Annotated in this window: 30 protein-coding genes; all 30 read left to right on the top strand. The window is 40.8% G+C overall.

Annotation, left to right across the window (positions count from 1 at the left end):
• Positions 1 to 134, top strand: a 134-nt coding sequence (locus tag AAFH98_RS15005; RefSeq protein WP_473730264.1) for an EF-Tu C-terminal domain-related protein, incomplete at its 5' end; no start/stop codon positions are given.
• Positions 135 to 148: 14 nt separating this feature from the next.
• Positions 149 to 460 carry a 30S ribosomal protein S10 gene (gene rpsJ, locus AAFH98_RS15000; protein WP_095607732.1) on the top strand — a complete coding sequence of 104 codons (312 nt, stop codon included), beginning with the start codon at positions 149 to 151 and terminating at the stop codon, positions 458 to 460.
• Between the two features lie 19 nt (positions 461 to 479).
• Positions 480 to 1112 (top strand): 50S ribosomal protein L3, encoded by a 633-nt coding sequence (rplC, locus tag AAFH98_RS14995; protein WP_342523694.1) that lies wholly within the window; start codon positions 480 to 482, stop codon positions 1110 to 1112.
• Positions 1113 to 1125: 13 nt separating this feature from the next.
• Complete coding sequence (gene rplD / locus AAFH98_RS14990; protein WP_342523692.1) at positions 1126 to 1773, top strand: 50S ribosomal protein L4; 648 nt, start codon at positions 1126 to 1128, stop codon at positions 1771 to 1773.
• Positions 1770 to 2060 carry a 50S ribosomal protein L23 gene (rplW, locus tag AAFH98_RS14985; RefSeq protein WP_342523691.1) on the top strand — a complete coding sequence of 97 codons (291 nt, stop codon included), beginning with the start codon at positions 1770 to 1772 and terminating at the stop codon, positions 2058 to 2060. The genes rplD and rplW overlap by 4 nt, the downstream gene beginning before the upstream one ends.
• Before the next feature lie 14 nt (positions 2061 to 2074).
• Positions 2075 to 2911 carry a 50S ribosomal protein L2 gene (gene rplB / locus AAFH98_RS14980; RefSeq protein ID WP_342523690.1) on the top strand — a complete coding sequence of 279 codons (837 nt, stop codon included), beginning with the start codon at positions 2075 to 2077 and terminating at the stop codon, positions 2909 to 2911.
• Positions 2912 to 2917: 6 nt separating this feature from the next.
• Positions 2918 to 3214, top strand: coding sequence for a 30S ribosomal protein S19 (gene rpsS / locus AAFH98_RS14975; protein ID WP_342523688.1), 297 nt, complete (start codon positions 2918 to 2920; stop codon positions 3212 to 3214).
• A gap of 6 nt (positions 3215 to 3220) precedes the next feature.
• Positions 3221 to 3595 (top strand): 50S ribosomal protein L22, encoded by a 375-nt coding sequence (rplV, locus tag AAFH98_RS14970; RefSeq protein ID WP_342523686.1) that lies wholly within the window; start codon positions 3221 to 3223, stop codon positions 3593 to 3595.
• An 11-nt stretch (positions 3596 to 3606) separates the two neighbouring features.
• Complete coding sequence (gene rpsC, locus AAFH98_RS14965) at positions 3607 to 4344, top strand: 30S ribosomal protein S3 (RefSeq protein WP_342523684.1); 738 nt, start codon at positions 3607 to 3609, stop codon at positions 4342 to 4344.
• A 19-nt stretch (positions 4345 to 4363) separates the two neighbouring features.
• Positions 4364 to 4786, top strand: coding sequence for a 50S ribosomal protein L16 (gene rplP / locus AAFH98_RS14960; RefSeq protein ID WP_342523683.1), 423 nt, complete (start codon positions 4364 to 4366; stop codon positions 4784 to 4786).
• Between the two features lie 22 nt (positions 4787 to 4808).
• Positions 4809 to 5015, top strand: coding sequence for a 50S ribosomal protein L29 (gene rpmC / locus AAFH98_RS14955; RefSeq protein WP_342523682.1), 207 nt, complete (start codon positions 4809 to 4811; stop codon positions 5013 to 5015).
• 8 nt (positions 5016 to 5023) lie between these two features.
• Entirely contained in the window at positions 5024 to 5287 is a 264-nt protein-coding gene (rpsQ, locus tag AAFH98_RS14950) for a 30S ribosomal protein S17 (protein WP_342523681.1), read from the top strand.
• 23 nt (positions 5288 to 5310) lie between these two features.
• On the top strand, positions 5311 to 5679 hold the full coding sequence (gene rplN, locus AAFH98_RS14945; RefSeq protein ID WP_342523680.1) for a 50S ribosomal protein L14: 369 nt from the start codon (positions 5311 to 5313) through the stop codon (positions 5677 to 5679).
• 14 nt (positions 5680 to 5693) lie between these two features.
• Positions 5694 to 6047, top strand: coding sequence for a 50S ribosomal protein L24 (rplX, locus tag AAFH98_RS14940; RefSeq protein ID WP_342523679.1), 354 nt, complete (start codon positions 5694 to 5696; stop codon positions 6045 to 6047).
• A 14-nt stretch (positions 6048 to 6061) separates the two neighbouring features.
• Positions 6062 to 6613, top strand: coding sequence for a 50S ribosomal protein L5 (gene rplE, locus AAFH98_RS14935; RefSeq protein ID WP_342523678.1), 552 nt, complete (start codon positions 6062 to 6064; stop codon positions 6611 to 6613).
• Positions 6614 to 6634: 21 nt separating this feature from the next.
• Positions 6635 to 6904, top strand: coding sequence for a 30S ribosomal protein S14 (gene rpsN / locus AAFH98_RS14930; RefSeq protein WP_095607746.1), 270 nt, complete (start codon positions 6635 to 6637; stop codon positions 6902 to 6904).
• Positions 6905 to 6924: 20 nt separating this feature from the next.
• Positions 6925 to 7317: a 30S ribosomal protein S8 gene (gene rpsH / locus AAFH98_RS14925; RefSeq protein WP_342523677.1), complete on the top strand. Its 393-nt coding sequence runs from the start codon at positions 6925 to 6927 to the stop codon at positions 7315 to 7317.
• An 18-nt stretch (positions 7318 to 7335) separates the two neighbouring features.
• Positions 7336 to 7893: a 50S ribosomal protein L6 gene (gene rplF, locus AAFH98_RS14920; protein WP_342523676.1), complete on the top strand. Its 558-nt coding sequence runs from the start codon at positions 7336 to 7338 to the stop codon at positions 7891 to 7893.
• Between the two features lie 15 nt (positions 7894 to 7908).
• Positions 7909 to 8277 (top strand): 50S ribosomal protein L18, encoded by a 369-nt coding sequence (gene rplR, locus AAFH98_RS14915; RefSeq protein WP_342523675.1) that lies wholly within the window; start codon positions 7909 to 7911, stop codon positions 8275 to 8277.
• A gap of 11 nt (positions 8278 to 8288) precedes the next feature.
• The gene (gene rpsE, locus AAFH98_RS14910) at positions 8289 to 8813 is read left to right on the top strand and encodes a 30S ribosomal protein S5 (protein ID WP_342523674.1); all 525 of its coding nucleotides are present in this window, start codon (positions 8289 to 8291) and stop codon (positions 8811 to 8813) included.
• A 31-nt stretch (positions 8814 to 8844) separates the two neighbouring features.
• Positions 8845 to 9309: a 50S ribosomal protein L15 gene (gene rplO / locus AAFH98_RS14905; protein WP_342523672.1), complete on the top strand. Its 465-nt coding sequence runs from the start codon at positions 8845 to 8847 to the stop codon at positions 9307 to 9309.
• A gap of 23 nt (positions 9310 to 9332) precedes the next feature.
• Positions 9333 to 10640 carry a preprotein translocase subunit SecY gene (gene secY, locus AAFH98_RS14900; RefSeq protein ID WP_342523671.1) on the top strand — a complete coding sequence of 436 codons (1308 nt, stop codon included), beginning with the start codon at positions 9333 to 9335 and terminating at the stop codon, positions 10638 to 10640.
• Entirely contained in the window at positions 10640 to 11446 is an 807-nt protein-coding gene (gene map / locus AAFH98_RS14895) for a type I methionyl aminopeptidase (protein ID WP_342523670.1), read from the top strand. The genes secY and map overlap by 1 nt, the downstream gene beginning before the upstream one ends.
• Before the next feature lie 2 nt (positions 11447 to 11448).
• The gene (infA, locus tag AAFH98_RS14890) at positions 11449 to 11667 is read left to right on the top strand and encodes a translation initiation factor IF-1 (RefSeq protein ID WP_095607754.1); all 219 of its coding nucleotides are present in this window, start codon (positions 11449 to 11451) and stop codon (positions 11665 to 11667) included.
• Positions 11668 to 11692: 25 nt separating this feature from the next.
• Positions 11693 to 11809, top strand: a complete 117-nt coding sequence (gene rpmJ / locus AAFH98_RS14885; protein ID WP_142716052.1) for a 50S ribosomal protein L36 — start codon at positions 11693 to 11695, stop codon at positions 11807 to 11809.
• Positions 11810 to 11826: 17 nt separating this feature from the next.
• Positions 11827 to 12207, top strand: coding sequence for a 30S ribosomal protein S13 (gene rpsM / locus AAFH98_RS14880; protein WP_342523666.1), 381 nt, complete (start codon positions 11827 to 11829; stop codon positions 12205 to 12207).
• Between the two features lie 17 nt (positions 12208 to 12224).
• On the top strand, positions 12225 to 12623 hold the full coding sequence (gene rpsK, locus AAFH98_RS14875) for a 30S ribosomal protein S11 (protein WP_342523665.1): 399 nt from the start codon (positions 12225 to 12227) through the stop codon (positions 12621 to 12623).
• Positions 12624 to 12645: 22 nt separating this feature from the next.
• A complete protein-coding gene (gene rpsD, locus AAFH98_RS14870) occupies positions 12646 to 13251 on the top strand; it encodes a 30S ribosomal protein S4 (RefSeq protein WP_342523663.1) in 606 nt (201 codons plus the stop codon).
• Between the two features lie 32 nt (positions 13252 to 13283).
• Positions 13284 to 14261, top strand: a complete 978-nt coding sequence (locus tag AAFH98_RS14865) for a DNA-directed RNA polymerase subunit alpha (RefSeq protein ID WP_342523661.1) — start codon at positions 13284 to 13286, stop codon at positions 14259 to 14261.
• An 18-nt stretch (positions 14262 to 14279) separates the two neighbouring features.
• A complete protein-coding gene (rplQ, locus tag AAFH98_RS14860; protein ID WP_407935515.1) occupies positions 14280 to 14750 on the top strand; it encodes a 50S ribosomal protein L17 in 471 nt (156 codons plus the stop codon).
• The last annotated feature ends 281 nt before the right edge of the window (positions 14751 to 15031 follow it).

Genomic DNA, 15031 nt, shown 5'->3' with positions numbered 1-15031 from the left:
TCATGCCGGGCGACAATGTGACGATGGAAGTAAGCCTGATTCAACCGGTAGCGATGGAAGAAGGCCTGCGTTTTGCGATCCGCGAGGGCGGCCGCACGGTAGGCGCCGGTGTTGTAACTGAAATTATAGAATAAAAAAGTTCTGATAAGTGGCTACTCAACAAAAAATCAGAATTAAACTTAAGTCGTACGATCACAATTTGATCGACAAATCGGCTGAAAAGATAATTCAGACAGTAAAATCTACGGGAGCTGTGGTATCAGGACCGATACCGCTCCCGACGAAGAAAAACATTATAACAGTAAACCGATCTGTGCACGTGAACAAAACTGCCCGAGAGCAGTTTGAGTATCGTTCTCACAAGCGTTTGATCGATATTTTATCGACAGGATCGCAAACTGTAGATGCATTAATGAAGCTGGAGTTACCCTCTGGTGTGGACGTAGAAATTAAAGTGTAACATTTATAATCACTGAACAATGAGTAGTGGTTTGATAGGAAAAAAGATTGGCATGACTAATGTCTTTGATGACAATGGTCAAAATTATGCCGTAACGGTTATTGAAGTTGATCCCAATGTTATAACGGCGATCAAAACAAAAGAAGAGAATGGCTATGAGGCTGTTCAGCTTTCGGCCTTTGATAAAAAGGAGAAAACTACTTCGAAACCGTTGCGTGGACATTTCGAAAAGGCCGGGACAACTCCTAAAAAGTATATTAAGGAGTTTAGAAATTTCGTACCCGAAGACGCTGAGCTTGGAAAAGAGCTGAATATTGAAGATGTATTTAATATTGGAGACAACGTTGATGTTGTAGGCGTTTCTAAGGGGAAGGGATTTACCGGTGTTGTTAAACGCCATAATTTTAGTGGTGTTGGAGAAGCAACACACGGTCAGCATGACAGGCAACGTCACCCTGGTTCTATTGGTCAAGCATCTGATCCTGCTCGTGTATTTCCGGGCATAAAGATGGCTGGCCGGAGTGGAAATGAGCGTAATAAGATTAAGAATTTGACTGTTGCACGAATTTTCAGCGAGTCAAATTTGATGATGGTTACCGGCTCAATTCCTGGACCGAATGGACGTTTTGTAGAAATTTACAATAGACAGTAAGAGATAATTAGCAATGAAGCTTCCGATATTTACAACTGAAGGTAAGGATAGCGGAGACCAGATTGAGTTAATCGATTCTATTTTTGGGATCGAACCTAACGAAACTGCTATCTATGAAGATGTTCGCCGATATATGGCTAACCAACGCCAAGGAACATCGAATACAAAAGAACGCGGTCAGGTTCGTGGCGGTGGTCGTAAGGCTTATCGTCAGAAGGGAACTGGTCAGGCACGACGGGGTTCTATACGTTCTCCACTATTAAAAGGTGGTGGGACGGTATTTGGGCCAAGTCCGCGTGACTATTCTGTTAATCTCCCAAAGAAGACAAAGCGACTTGCTCGTAAGTCTGCTTGGTCTGCCAAGGCTGCTGATGAGGCAATAAAAGTTATTGATGAGATTTCAATAGATGAGCCAAAAACTCGAAAAGTAGCTGATGTTCTTAAAAACCTTGAAGTTGAAGGTCAGAAAGTACTGATCTTATCTGCAGAAACTGATAAGATTTTGTATAAGTCTGCTCGCAATATTCCAAATGTGCAGGTATTGGAAGCAAATAAACCGACAACATACCAGATTCTTAATGCTGATGTCATTTTGATACAGAAAGATGCTGTCGAAGTATTACAAGGATCTATTGAATCTGCAGAGGAGGTTGAAGCATGAAACGAGTATTACAAAAACCATTAATAACCGAAAAGCTTACTCGACTGCAAGAAGAAGGTAAGTATGCTTTTAAAGTTGATAAGCATGCTTCAAAAGCGGATATCAAACAAGCAGTTATAAATCGGTATCCGGATGTAAAGATCAAAAAGATCAATACGATGATCATGCCTTCTAAACCTAAAGGTCGATATACTCAGAGTGGATATATCGTTGGTCGAGAAAAAGTTTGGAAGAAAGCAATTGTAACTCTCAAAGAAGGCGAAATAGACTTCTTTAGTGAAATTTAGAATTAATTAGTTCAATGGCTACGAAGAAATCAAAACCATCAACACCCGGTTCCAGGCATAGAATTTCACCTGTGTTTGATGATGTCACAAGTAAGCCTACAGTAAAGAGCTTACTTAAAGGCAAAGGTCAAAGCGGTGGACGCAACAAGCAGGGTAGAATGACCTCACGCCATCGCGGTGGAGGCCACAAGCGTCGCTATCGTTATATCGATTTTTATCGCGACAAGCACGATATCCCTGCTAAAGTGCAAACAATAGAATACGATCCTAATCGATCGGCACGTATTGCACTGGTTGCTTATGCGGATGGTGAAAAGCGATATATTATTGCTCCGGATAAGTTAGGTGTTGGTGATACTGTTATTAGCGGAACAACCGATATTGAACCGGATGTAGGTAACGCAATGCCTATGAAGCATATGCCACCTGGAACATTTATCCATAATATTGAGATGCATCCTGGCCAAGGCGCTCAATTGTGCCGAAGTGCAGGTACTGTTGCCCAGTTGGTGGCAAAAACAGACCGTTATGTTACTGTCAAGTTACCATCAGGTGAGGTTCGCATGATATTAGGTAATTGTTTTGCAACGGTTGGTACGACAAGTAATACCGACCATTTCAATACCACGGTTGGTAAGGCCGGTCGTAATCGTTGGAAAGGCAAACGACCTCATACACGCGGTGTTGCTATGAACCCGATTGATCACCCAATGGGTGGTGGTGAAGGTAAAGCATCTGGTGGACATCCGCGTTCTCCGTGGGGACAGTCTTCTAAAGGATTGAAGACACGAAAACGTAAAAAGCTTTCGGATCGCTACATTGTTCGAAGTCGCAAAAAGTCTAAAAAGTAATTAGTTATGCCAAGATCGCTTAGAAAGGGACCTTACGTATATTACAAGCTGCAGCGTAAAGTCGATGCAATGAATGAGAGCGGCAAGAAAAATGTCATCAAAACATGGTCGCGTAGCTCTATGGTTACTCCAGACTTTGTTGGATTGACATTGGCCGTTCACAACGGGAAGCAGTTTATCCCCGTTTATGTTACAGAAGAAATGGTGGGTCACAAGTTGGGAGAATTTGCTCCTACAAGAACGTTTCGTGGCCACCCCGAGAAGTCTAAAACGAGAGAAGCACCCAGAAAACCAGGAATGTAAGATATTATGGCTGAAGAAAAGTTTGAAGCACGAGCTATACAAAAACATCTGCGTCGTTCGCCTCGCAAGGTCCGCTTAGTTGTTGACGCGGTACGAGGAGATCGTGTAGATAAAGTCCTGAAAAAACTTGAATTTACCAATAAGGGCGCTGCAGATGAAGTAGCAAAAGTTGTTAAGTCAGCAGCAGCTAATATACGTGATAAGTTTCAGGAAGCTCGACTTGATAACCAAGAGATTTACATCAAAGAAATTTTTGTAGATGAAGGTGCGACACTGAAACGCATACAGCCACGAGCGATGGGCCGTGCTAATCAGATACGCAAAAGAACAAGCCACATTACAGTAGTAGTGGGTAATAAAGAAGAATTAGTTAATCAATAAACGATAATACCTTGGGACAGAAATCACATCCAGTAGGTTTACGACTCGGTATCATTCGCGGTTGGGATTCCAATTGGTATTCCGAAGAGAATGAACCCGAAATATTGTATGAAGACACGAAACTGCGAGAGTACTTGCATACCCGTCTTCAAAATGGAGGGTTATCTCGAGTCATAATCGAACGTACACCAAAACGAATACTGCTTACACTTAAAACAAGCCGCCCTGGCGTTATTATTGGTAAAGGAGGCGAGCAAATTGAACTTCTTCGTGAAGAGCTGAAGAAAATTACCAGTAAAGAAGTTCAAATTAATGTAAGTGAAATCAAACGACCCGAAACGGATGCCAGTTTGGTTGCTCAAAATATTGCACAGCAGCTTGAGGCTCGGATTTCATTCCGACGTGCAATGAAAACGGCAATTTCATCTGCCATGCGTATGGGGGCCGAAGGAATTAAAATTCGTTGTGCCGGTCGATTGGGTGGGGCAGAAATGGCTCGAACCGAGCAGTATCGCGAAGGCCGAGTACCTTTGCACACGCTCCGCGCTGATATCGATTACTATAATACCACGGCGAATACTATTTATGGATCAATCGGTGTAACGGTTTGGATCTTTAAAGGTGAAGTGCTCGGTGATGTTGAGTTGACACCTGGAGATGCTCATACACAACAGAAGGATGATTCTCGAGGAGGACGACGCGGAGGGGGTAAACGCCGCTCTCGTCGACGCAGAAGAAATAAGAATTAACATTCTAAATTAGTAGATCATGTTAGAACCAAGAAATGTACGACGTCGCCGACAGCATCGTCGCAGCCTTAAAGGTACTGCGCAGCGTGGTCATACGCTTGCATATGGTGATTTTGGTTTGAAAGCCATGGAGGCAAAGTATATCACCTCTCGGCAAATTGAATCTTGCCGAATTGCAATTGCACGTCAGTTGCAGCGTGATGGCCAAACGTGGATTCGAATTTTCCCTGATATGCCCAAGACAGCACAACCTGCTGAAACACGAATGGGTAAGGGTAAGGGAGCTGTCGAAGAATATGTAGCAGTTGTTAAACCTGGTCGAATATTGTTTGAGATCGCGGGTGTTCCCGAAGATTTAGCATGGGAAGCAATGCGACGGGCAGATTACAAACTGCCTATTAAAACGAAATTTATTGTTCGTCGTGATTACGATGGAGATTAATCAATAAGATATTTGATATATCATGAAAGCACACGAACTACGAGAAAAATCAATTGCTGAATTAAAGGCTAGGTTGGAGGATGAAAAAGAGGCATTGCAAGATATGAAGTTTAATCGCGCAATTGCCGGCCAACTTGAAAATCCTGCTCGTGTTACAATGACACGGCGGGAAATTGCCCGAATTCACACGATTATTACTGAAAAAGAACAAGAAGAAAGTGCTGAATAATTAATACAATGGCACAAACTGAAAGAGTACAACGAAGAGAACGAAAAGGTCGCGTAGTTAGTAACAAGATGGATAAAACCATTACTGTTGCTGTTGATCGAAAGGTAAAACACGCGATCTATGGAAAATATATTACAAAGACGACTAAGTATATGGCTCATGATGAAAATGATGAGGCCAACGAAGGGGACTTGGTACAGATTATGTCTACCCGTCCGCTTTCGAAGCGTAAATCTTGGCGTCTTGTAGAAATAATTGAACGAGCAAAATAACCGGATATACTTAAGAATCTGCAATGGTACAAGCACAAACACAATTAAACGTTGCTGATAACAGCGGCGCTCGTCAACTCAAGTGCATTAAAGTTCTTGGGGACTCTAAGCGCCGATATGCAAGCATTGGTGATATTATTTCTTGCTCAGTAAAAACTGCAATCCCAGGAGGAAATGTTAAGAAGGGAGAAGTAGTAAATGCTGTTATAGTAAGAACGAATAAAGAAATTCGTCGCAATGATGGTAGCTACATTCGTTTTGATGAGAATGCAGCTGTAATCATCAACAAAGAAAGCGAACCGGTGGGAACACGTATTTTCGGACCGGTTGCTCGCGAATTACGTGAGAAGAATTATATGCGTATTGTGTCACTTGCTCCAGAAGTGCTATAAAAAGAAACTTTATTATGCCACGTACTACAAACAAGCGAAAAAAATTACACGTTAAAAAAGGCGATGAGGTTAGAGTCATTGCCGGTAACGACAAAGGAAAAGAAGGCCGAATTTTGGCAGTTTTTCCTGAAAAGGAACGAGTTTTAGTTGAAGGCGTTAACTTTAGGGTTCATCACGACCAGCCCACACAGGAGAATCCTCAGGGAGGTCGTATTGAGCGAGAAGTATCGATACATATTTCAAATGTAATGATTCTAGATCCTTCAACGGGAGAACCTACACGAATAGGCCGCAAGCGTATTGAGGAAGATGGCGGTGGACGTTGGGTTCGTTATGCGAAGAAAAGTGGCGAGATCATTGATAAATAAGAAGTAATTACAGAATGTCAGAAGCAAGACTTTACACAGAGTATAAAGAAGAAATTATTTCGAATCTCAAGGAACAGTTTGAGTATGCCAATGTTATGGCTGTTCCGAAACTCGAAAAGATTGTTATTAATTGTGGGGTTGGCGAAGCAGTTGAAAATGAAAAGGTATTAGATACTGTTGTTGGTAACCTCGCGAAGATAACGGGTCAAAAGCCGGTTACTACAAAGGCAAAGAAATCTATTTCGAACTTTAAGACTCGAAATGGAATGCCTATTGGTACCAAGGTTACGCTCCGAAAAAAGAAGATGTATGAATTTTTGGATCGTTTGATTAACCTTGCATTACCACGGACCCGTGACTTTCAGGGAGTGCCCGATAAAAGCTTTGATGGACGAGGCAATTATACCCTGGGTGTTAAGGAGCATACCATTTTTCCTGAAATAAATACCGAAGAAGTTGACAATATCCATGGAATGGATATTACATTTGTGACTTCTGCAGAGACTGATGAGGAAGCATATGCTCTGCTCAAGGAATTTGGAATGCCGTTTCAGAAACGAAATTAAATAACACAAGCATAATTTATTATGGCTAAGAAAGCTTGGATAGCACGTAACGAGAAAAGAAAACGAACGGTAAAAAAATATGCCGAAAAGCGGAAAAAGCTGAAAGAAGAAGGCAAGTGGGTTGAGTTGCAAAAACTTCCACGTGATGCAAGTCCAACGCGGGTTAACAACCGTTGTAATTTAACAGGACGTTGCCGCGGCTATATTCGTAAGTATGGTATTTCGCGTATTAAATTTCGTGAACTTGCACTCGACGGAAAGATTCCGGGAGTACGAAAAGCAAGCTGGTAATCATTTAACGAAGAACTTTTATGTTTGATCCAATTTCAGATTATTTAACAAGAATACGTAACGCTCAACAAGCGGGGCATCGCAGAGTTGATATTCCCGCATCTAAGTTGAAGCGTGCAATGACCAAGATCCTTTTGGACAAAGGTTATATCAATAAGTTTATCAATATTGATGATGGTAAACAGGGGATGCTTCGCCTGTTCCTTAAATATGATGCGTATGGTCAGCCTGTTATCAAGAAAATGAAGCGACGGTCTAAACCTGGTCTTCGTGAGTATTGTGGGTCCGATAATATTCCTCGTGCTCTTAATGGCTTGGGTATTGTAATACTCTCGACCTCGCGTGGGGTAATGACTGATAAAGAAGCCCGCAAGGTTAAAGTGGGTGGCGAAGTATTGTGCACTGTTTATTAAAACTAAGGAAATAGAATTATGTCTCGTATCGGAAATCAACCGATTGAATTAAAAGAAGATGTTGAGTTTAGCATTGATGGGGATAATGTTATCACCCTGAAAGGTGAAAAGGGGAGTGATACTCTCCAGATTGATCCCAGTATCAATGTTGAGAAAAAAGACGGTGAGCTAATTGTCAATAGAACCGGAGAACAAAAGATTGATCGTTCTCTGCATGGTCTTTATCGTTCGCTGATCAATAATATGATGGTGGGCGTTTCGGAAGGCTATAAGAAAGAACTTGAAATTATTGGCGTTGGTTACCGTGCATCTCTAAGTAATGGAGTTCTTGAAATGCAATTAGGGTTTTCACACCCCATCTACTTTGTAGCACCAGATGGTGTTGATCTCGAAGTAGATACAAAATCGCGCAAGAACCCCATGGTGATTGTATCTGGAATTAACAAAGAATTAGTTGGCCAGGTTGCTGCAAAAATACGCTCATTACGTCCGCCAGAGCCTTATAAAGGTAAAGGTATTCGTTATGTTGACGAATGGGTTCGTAGAAAAGCTGGTAAATCTGCTGCTAAAGCTTAATAGGAATTATTTACGATGGATAAGAATATCAAAAAAACATTACGTCGCGATAGGATACGTCGCCGTATTCGTTCAACGATAAAAGGTACGGCAGAACGACCGAGGTTGTGTGTATATAAAAGCAATAAAAATATCTACGCACAGCTTGTTAATGATCGTTTGGGACATACTTTAGCTGCGGTTTCTACCGAATCTGAAGGTGTTGCTGACGAAGTGCAAGATATGAGCAAGAAGGAAGCTGCTGAAGTTGTTGGAAAACAATTAGCGGAACTTGCTAAAGATCAAGGACTTGAAAAAGCTGTATTCGATCGAAGTGGTTATAAATACCACGGCGTTGTTAAAGCCCTTGCAGAGGGTGCTCGCGAAGGAGGTTTAGACTTTTAAATAGATAAATTATGCCAAAAGTAAGAAGAAGACATAACATAACTCCTACAAATCTTAATCTGGAAGAGAAACTGGTTCACATCAACCGTGTATCTAAGGTTGTAAAAGGTGGACGCCGTTTTAGCTTTAATGCTATTGTGGTTGTTGGTAATAAAGATGGTGTTGTAGGACACGGTCTTGGGAAAGCCAACGAAGTTTCTGATGCTATCCAGAAAGGATTTGACAATGCTAAGAAGAACTTGATTCGTGTTCCTATGACAAAAACCGGTAGTATTTATCATACTATTACAGGTAAGGAGGGCGCAGGTGAAGTATTGTTACGTCCAGCATCCGAAGGTACCGGTGTAATTGCAGGCGGCCCAGTAAAGGCTTTGCTTGATATTGCAGGATTACAAAATATCCTTACCAAGTCAGTAGGATCTTCCAATCCTCATAATATGGTTAAGGCAACATACAATGGGTTGAAGAATTTGACGGATCCATTTGAAGTTGCTGAACGAAGAGGAGTTTCTCTGAATAAAGTTTTTGAAGGCTAACAGATTTTAGGAATTTAATTGAGGCAGTAAAATGGATTTAAGTAATTTAAACGCTCCCGAACCAAATAAGAAAAAGGCTAAACGTATTGGTCGTGGACAAGGTTCGGGCCGAGGTGGACATACTGTTGGTAAAGGACATAATGGACAAAAAGCTCGGAGTGGCTATAAAGAAAAATTTTGGTTCGAAGGTGGCCAAATGCCATTACAGCGAAAAGTTCCAAAGTGGGGATTCAATAACTATTTTCGTAAGGAATACATCGCTGTAAACACTGGCACTATTCAGTTATTTATCGAGCATGATAAACTCGGAGAAACTATTACGCTTGATGATCTCCGTAATGCTGGATTAGCTGGAAAGAATGACTTAATAAAATTGCTTGGCGATGGAGAAATTGAAGCTTCAATAGATATTGAAGTTCACAACGTTAGTGAATCGGCCAAGCAAAAAGTTGAAGATGCCGGTGGAAGTATTACACTTGTAAAAAATAGTCAATAATAAATTACAGAGCCGCCTTCTAAATGAGTTTAGTCGAAAACTTTCGCAACATATTTAAGATTGAAGAGCTGAAAAATCGCATCTTCTATGTCATCGGTATCTTGATGGTTTATCGTATAGGAAGTTTCGTAACGCTTCCTGGCGTTGATGCTGCTCAATTAACGCAACAAGCCGGAGACGCGTCAAGTCTTCTTGGTCTTTTTGATATGTTTGTAGGTGGGGCATTTTCTCGTGCCGGTGTATTTGCACTGGGCATTATGCCCTACATTACTGCTGCAATTATTATCCAGTTGATGGGGGCCGTTGTACCATATTTTCAAAAATTACAGCGCGAAGGTGAAGAAGGGCGGCGTAAAATAAATAGACTAACGCGATATGGTACCGTAGGAATTACGCTAATACAATCTATTGGTTTTTCCATCAATCTGATGGCAACATCGCCTAATGCAATTGTAGTGAGTAATTTTACGTTTGTATTAACTTCGATGATTATCCTTACTGCAGGTACCACTTTTGTAATGTGGTTGGGTGAGCGAATTTCTGATCGAGGTATTGGTAATGGTATTTCCATAATTATTATGATTGGTATTATTGCCCGATTACCGGCAAGTCTTATTAACGAGGTTACGACAAAAGGAAATATGATCATTGTGATCGCAGAGATCGCAGCGCTAATTCTTGTAATTGCTGCTTGTGTGCTACTTACACAGGGAGTTCGAAAAGTTCCCGTACAGTATGCCAAACGAGTAGTCGGTCGTAAGGTTTATGGAGGTACGACACAATATTTACCTCTTAAATTAAATGCTGCAGGAGTGATGCCGATTATTTTTGCGCAGTCGATTATGTTTATTCCAAGCACGATTGGAACGTTTTTTCCAAATAATGAAACGGTACAGTTTTTAACTGCTTGGTCGAGTGATTTTACAGGCATTACCTATTCCATTATCTTTGGAATCATTGTTGTGTTCTTTACATACTTCTATACGGCCATTACAGTTAATCCACGTGAAATGGCGGATACAATGAAACGTCAAGGTGGATTTATACCAGGTGTTCGGCCCGGTAACCAAACGGTTGAGTTTATTGATAATATTTTGACGAAGGTTACATTGCCGGGCTCCATATTTTTGGCAATTATCGCCATTATGCCCGCAATTGTTGCTCGAATGGGAGTAACTCCGGGTTTTGCACTGTTCTATGGAGGAACAAGTTTGTTAATTATTGTTGGGGTTGCATTAGATACACTTCAACAAATTGAGAGTCATCTTATGATGCGTCACTATGACGGCTTTATGAAGACTGGAAAGATGAAGGGGCGTCGTAGAGCGTAATGATTTTTTTGAAGAGCGAATCTGAAATTGAGAAAATGCGCGAAAGTGCGCAGATCGTTTCTCATACGCTTGCTGAAGTTGCCAAACATATTGAACCTGGTGTAACCACAGCAAAGTTAGACAGAATCGCGGAGGATTTTATTAAAAAGAATGATGGACGTCCTGCTTTTAAAGGATATGGTCCAAAAGGAAATGAATTTCCGGGTACGCTTTGTATCTCTATAAATGAAGAGGTTGTACACGGAATCCCCAGTGATAAACGAGAATTGAAAGAAGGTGATATTGTCTCGATTGACTGTGGGGTTGAAAAGAATGGATATTTTGGTGATCACGCATATACATTTGCTGTTGGGGAATGTGAAGACGAAAAAATTCGTTTATTGCGTGCTACGTTAGAATCACTTTATAAAGGAATTGAAAAGGCTGTACACGGAAACAGAATTGGAGATATTTCTGAAGCTGTTCAGTCACATTGTGAAGATGAAGGATTTGGAGTTGTCCGAGACTTAGTTGGACATGGACTTGGTAAATCACTCCATGAAGATCCTTCAGTACCAAATTTTGGTAAAGCCGGCAGAGGGGAGCGTCTCCGAACCGGTATGACACTGGCCATCGAACCAATGATTGCTTTTGGCTCTTGGCAGGTGGAAACATTAGATGACGGCTGGACCGTCGTAACAGCGGATAAACAAGTATCTGCCCATTATGAGCACGATATTGTTGTTCGCGAAGGAAAGGCTGAAATTCTAAGTACTTTTGATTATATTCGAGAGATCACGAAAAGTCGAATAAACGCAGATATTTAACAATGGCTAAAGAAGAGCCAATTAAGCAGGATGGCGAAATTATAGAGGCATTACCAAATGCACAATTTCGTGTAGAGCTTGATAATGGGCATGAAATTTTGGCCCACGTATCAGGTAAAATGAGAATGTACTATATTAAGATTCTTCCCGGCGACCGAGTCGCTGTGGAAATGTCTCCTTACGATTTAACGAAGGGACGTATTACGTATCGTTACAAATAAATTCTAATTAAAAGAGTTTAGTATTATGAAGACTCGATCTTCAGTAAAAAAACGAAGTTCAGACGACAAGATCGTACGACGAAATGGTCGTGTATATGTAATTAATAAAAAGAATCCTCGTCACAAACAACGACAAGGATAATTAACTGAGATTGTTTTATGGCTAGAATTGCTGGAATAGACTTACCAAAAAATAAGCGCGGTGAAATTGGTCTAACCTATATCTATGGTATTGGCCGGTCTACAGCTCAAGATATTCTTGATGAGCTTGAAATTGATCGGAGTACCAAAGTTATGGATTGGACTGATGAAGAGGTTTCAAAGCTCCGTCAAAAGATTGACAATGAGTACAAAGTTGAAGGAGCATTACGTAGTGAAGTAAATGCTAATATACGACGGTTAATTGAGATCGGCTCTTACAGAGGTAATCGGCATCGTAAAGGATTGCCAGTAAGAGGACAGCGAACTCAAACAAATGCACGTACCCGAAAAGGTAAACGTCGTACCGTTGCAGGTAAGAAAACAGCTCCTCGAAAATAATTAAACGAGATAATTAAATGGCAAAGCGACAACGAAAATCTGCAAAAAAGAAACGAAGAAAGCAGCTTTCAGATCCTAATGGAATGGCTTTTATCAAGGCAACCTTTAATAATGTCTTGGTAACAGTGACTGATGCTGATGGGAATGCATTATCGTGGTCATCAGCAGGTAAAGAAGGATTTAAGGGATCTCGGAAAAATACTCCATATGCTGCACAATTGAGTGCAGAGACAGCAGCAACAGCTGCTTATGAAATGGGGTTGCGACGAGTTGAAGTATTTGTAAAAGGTCCTGGATCAGGACGAGAAGCTGCAGTTCGTGCTTTAGCTTCCAGTGGATTGGAAGTTACTGCTATCAAGGATCGTACACCGATCCCGCATAATGGTTGCAGACCACCTAAACGACGAAGAGTTTAACGAAGTAAATATTTAGTTAATCATGGCAAGATACAGAGGCCCAAAACAGAAGAAAGCAAGACGGTTTCGAGAACCAATTTTTGGTCCCAGCAAAGCGCTGGAACGTAAGCCGTATGGACCCGGACAGCATGGTCGGTCCCGATATTCGAGAAAATCTGAATATGCTATTCAGCTTGAGGAGAAGCAAAAGGCTAAGTACACCTATGGTTTGCTTGAAAAGCAGTTTTCAAACCTGTTTGATAAAGCAAATGCCAAAGATGGTGTAACAGGTGAGATTCTTTTGCAACTACTTGAGAGTCGTCTTGATAATACCGTATATCGTTTAGGTTTCGGAAGAACTCGACGTCAGGCTCGGCAGTTAGTAAGTCATAAACATATAGTTGTAAACGGTGAGGTTGTTAACATTCCATCATATCAACTTAAGCCTGGTGATGTTGTAAGTGTACGACCAAAGTCTAAAACGTTAGAAGTGATAAATGAGTCGTTACAACACGCTCCTTCCAGCAAGTACAAATGGTTGGAGATTGATAAAAAAGATATGCAGGGTAAGTTTTTGAATATTCCTGAGATGGATGAAATCCCTGAAAATATCAATGTACAGCTTATTGTTGAGCTCTACTCTAAGTAATTTAAATTAATTTATTTTTAAAGCTGATAGATATGAGTAATTATAGTATACAAATGCCTGAACCTCTTGACGTAGAAGAAGCTACGGATACTTTTGGTACTTTTATTTTGCAACCTCTGGAGAGGGGGTTCGGAGTTACTATTGGTAACTCATTTCGTCGAATACTTCTTTCTTCATTACCGGGTATTGCTATTAATGCGGTTAAAATTAATGGTGTTGAACACGAATATTCGAGTATAGAAGGGGTTAAGGAAGATGTTTATGAAATTATTCTTAACTTGAAAGAAGTACGTTTTAAACAGATAGAACAGAGTAGTGGTATTATCCATGTTTCAAAGTCTGGTGAAGGTTACTTAACGGCCGAAGATATTTCTGAAGCAACAGCAGATTACGAGGTGTTGAATCCTGAGTTGAAAGTTGCTACAATGGCCGAAGATGCTGACATTGAAATGGAATTGCATGTAGGTAGAGGGCGTGGATATGTTCCTGCTGAAGATCAGGATGTAGATACAGACGAAGATGTGAGTTTAATCCCCATTGATGCTATCTATACACCAATCAAGCAAGTGCAGTTTGATGTTGATAATGTTCGAGTAGGGCAGCGCACTGACTATGAAAAATTGGTTATGGATATTACCACTGATGGCTCAATTAATTCCAAAGAAGCGTTGACCATTGCCGGAAAAATTCTCAAAGAACATATCGAGAAGTTTATTACGGAAGAAATTGATGAGCCCTTTACTCAAGAAGAGGAAGAGGTTGATGCTGAAAAACAACGTATCACTAACTTGTTAAAAACAAGTATTGAGGATCTGAATTTAAGCGTTCGTTCTTATAACTGCTTGAAGTCTGCAAACATCAATACTATTGGAGAGTTAGTGGCAAGAGATGAACAAGATTTGTTGAAGTTCCGAAACTTTGGAAAAAAATCCTTGGCTGAATTGGTAGAAGTTATTGAAGGCAAGGATTTACATTTCGGAATGGATGTATCGAAGTATTTAGATAAATAATTTAAGGTTTTATAAGTAATGCGTCATTTAAACAAAGGTAGAAAGCTCGGTAGAACTCCATCGCACCGTAAGGCAACATTAGGTGCGCTTTCAGTAGCACTAATAAAAAAGCATCGGATAGTAACTACAGAGCCTAAGGCTAAGGAGCTTAGGACATTTGTTGAGCCTTTAATAACTAAGGCGAAAGAAGATACGACACATAATCGTCAACAGGTGTTTGCTAAGCTTAAAGATAAGGCTGCCGTTTCACAATTATTTGATGAGGTTGCTGAAAAAGCGATGGATAGACCAGGTGGATATACCAGGGTGATTAAACTGGGTAATCGATCTGGAGATAACGCTAAAATGGCTGTTATTGAACTGGTTGATTATAACGATATTCAACCGGCGGATAGCAAAAAGAAAAAGCGTACTCGTAGAGCAGGAAAATCTAAGACAAGCACTTCTCCTGCTAATTCTGATGCTAATGCATCTAACGAAGAGGAATAGTTTTTGGCACTTCAACGTGTAAAAAAACTCCTTGAAAATAATCCATTTTTTATTTGGATTTAAGGAGCTAAGTCCTTATCATTGGAACGCCCTGAAACAAGGGCACGCGAGCTTGGAAACAGCTCGCAGAGTGCTTAAAAAAAGCACATTGTTTCGTTCTTTGACAGACTGAGAACATACAGACGATCGCACGTCGAGCCCTTGTCAGCTCCGGTTTTGCCGGAGTCGATGAGAGTCAATTGAAGAAGTACAGTGATTGATCCGAGTCCAGAGACTCAAAC

Origin of the sequence: Fodinibius sp. Rm-B-1B1-1 (genome assembly GCF_038594945.1) — a bacterium.
GTDB lineage: Bacteria > Bacteroidota > Rhodothermia > Balneolales > Balneolaceae > Fodinibius > Fodinibius alkaliphilus.
This window is presented reverse-complemented; position numbering and strand designations above follow the sequence as displayed.

Coding starts and splice junctions, on each gene's coding strand:
- rplQ (WP_407935515.1), top strand. CDS start 14,280: ATGCGTCATTTAAACAAAGGTAGAAAGCTCGGTAGAACTCCATCGCAC.
- rplO (WP_342523672.1), top strand. CDS start 8,845: ATGGATTTAAGTAATTTAAACGCTCCCGAACCAAATAAGAAAAAGGCT.
- rpsN (WP_095607746.1), top strand. CDS start 6,635: ATGGCTAAGAAAGCTTGGATAGCACGTAACGAGAAAAGAAAACGAACG.
- rpsH (WP_342523677.1), top strand. CDS start 6,925: ATGTTTGATCCAATTTCAGATTATTTAACAAGAATACGTAACGCTCAA.
- rplV (WP_342523686.1), top strand. CDS start 3,221: ATGGCTGAAGAAAAGTTTGAAGCACGAGCTATACAAAAACATCTGCGT.
- rplB (WP_342523690.1), top strand. CDS start 2,075: ATGGCTACGAAGAAATCAAAACCATCAACACCCGGTTCCAGGCATAGA.
- secY (WP_342523671.1), top strand. CDS start 9,333: ATGAGTTTAGTCGAAAACTTTCGCAACATATTTAAGATTGAAGAGCTG.
- map (WP_342523670.1), top strand. CDS start 10,640: ATGATTTTTTTGAAGAGCGAATCTGAAATTGAGAAAATGCGCGAAAGT.
- rplX (WP_342523679.1), top strand. CDS start 5,694: ATGCCACGTACTACAAACAAGCGAAAAAAATTACACGTTAAAAAAGGC.
- rplC (WP_342523694.1), top strand. CDS start 480: ATGAGTAGTGGTTTGATAGGAAAAAAGATTGGCATGACTAATGTCTTT.
- rplP (WP_342523683.1), top strand. CDS start 4,364: ATGTTAGAACCAAGAAATGTACGACGTCGCCGACAGCATCGTCGCAGC.
- rplD (WP_342523692.1), top strand. CDS start 1,126: ATGAAGCTTCCGATATTTACAACTGAAGGTAAGGATAGCGGAGACCAG.
- rpmJ (WP_142716052.1), top strand. CDS start 11,693: ATGAAGACTCGATCTTCAGTAAAAAAACGAAGTTCAGACGACAAGATC.
- rplE (WP_342523678.1), top strand. CDS start 6,062: ATGTCAGAAGCAAGACTTTACACAGAGTATAAAGAAGAAATTATTTCG.
- rplR (WP_342523675.1), top strand. CDS start 7,909: ATGGATAAGAATATCAAAAAAACATTACGTCGCGATAGGATACGTCGC.
- rpsK (WP_342523665.1), top strand. CDS start 12,225: ATGGCAAAGCGACAACGAAAATCTGCAAAAAAGAAACGAAGAAAGCAG.
- rplF (WP_342523676.1), top strand. CDS start 7,336: ATGTCTCGTATCGGAAATCAACCGATTGAATTAAAAGAAGATGTTGAG.
- rplW (WP_342523691.1), top strand. CDS start 1,770: ATGAAACGAGTATTACAAAAACCATTAATAACCGAAAAGCTTACTCGA.
- infA (WP_095607754.1), top strand. CDS start 11,449: ATGGCTAAAGAAGAGCCAATTAAGCAGGATGGCGAAATTATAGAGGCA.
- rpmC (WP_342523682.1), top strand. CDS start 4,809: ATGAAAGCACACGAACTACGAGAAAAATCAATTGCTGAATTAAAGGCT.
- rplN (WP_342523680.1), top strand. CDS start 5,311: ATGGTACAAGCACAAACACAATTAAACGTTGCTGATAACAGCGGCGCT.
- AAFH98_RS14865 (WP_342523661.1), top strand. CDS start 13,284: ATGAGTAATTATAGTATACAAATGCCTGAACCTCTTGACGTAGAAGAA.
- rpsD (WP_342523663.1), top strand. CDS start 12,646: ATGGCAAGATACAGAGGCCCAAAACAGAAGAAAGCAAGACGGTTTCGA.
- rpsE (WP_342523674.1), top strand. CDS start 8,289: ATGCCAAAAGTAAGAAGAAGACATAACATAACTCCTACAAATCTTAAT.
- rpsS (WP_342523688.1), top strand. CDS start 2,918: ATGCCAAGATCGCTTAGAAAGGGACCTTACGTATATTACAAGCTGCAG.
- rpsM (WP_342523666.1), top strand. CDS start 11,827: ATGGCTAGAATTGCTGGAATAGACTTACCAAAAAATAAGCGCGGTGAA.
- rpsQ (WP_342523681.1), top strand. CDS start 5,024: ATGGCACAAACTGAAAGAGTACAACGAAGAGAACGAAAAGGTCGCGTA.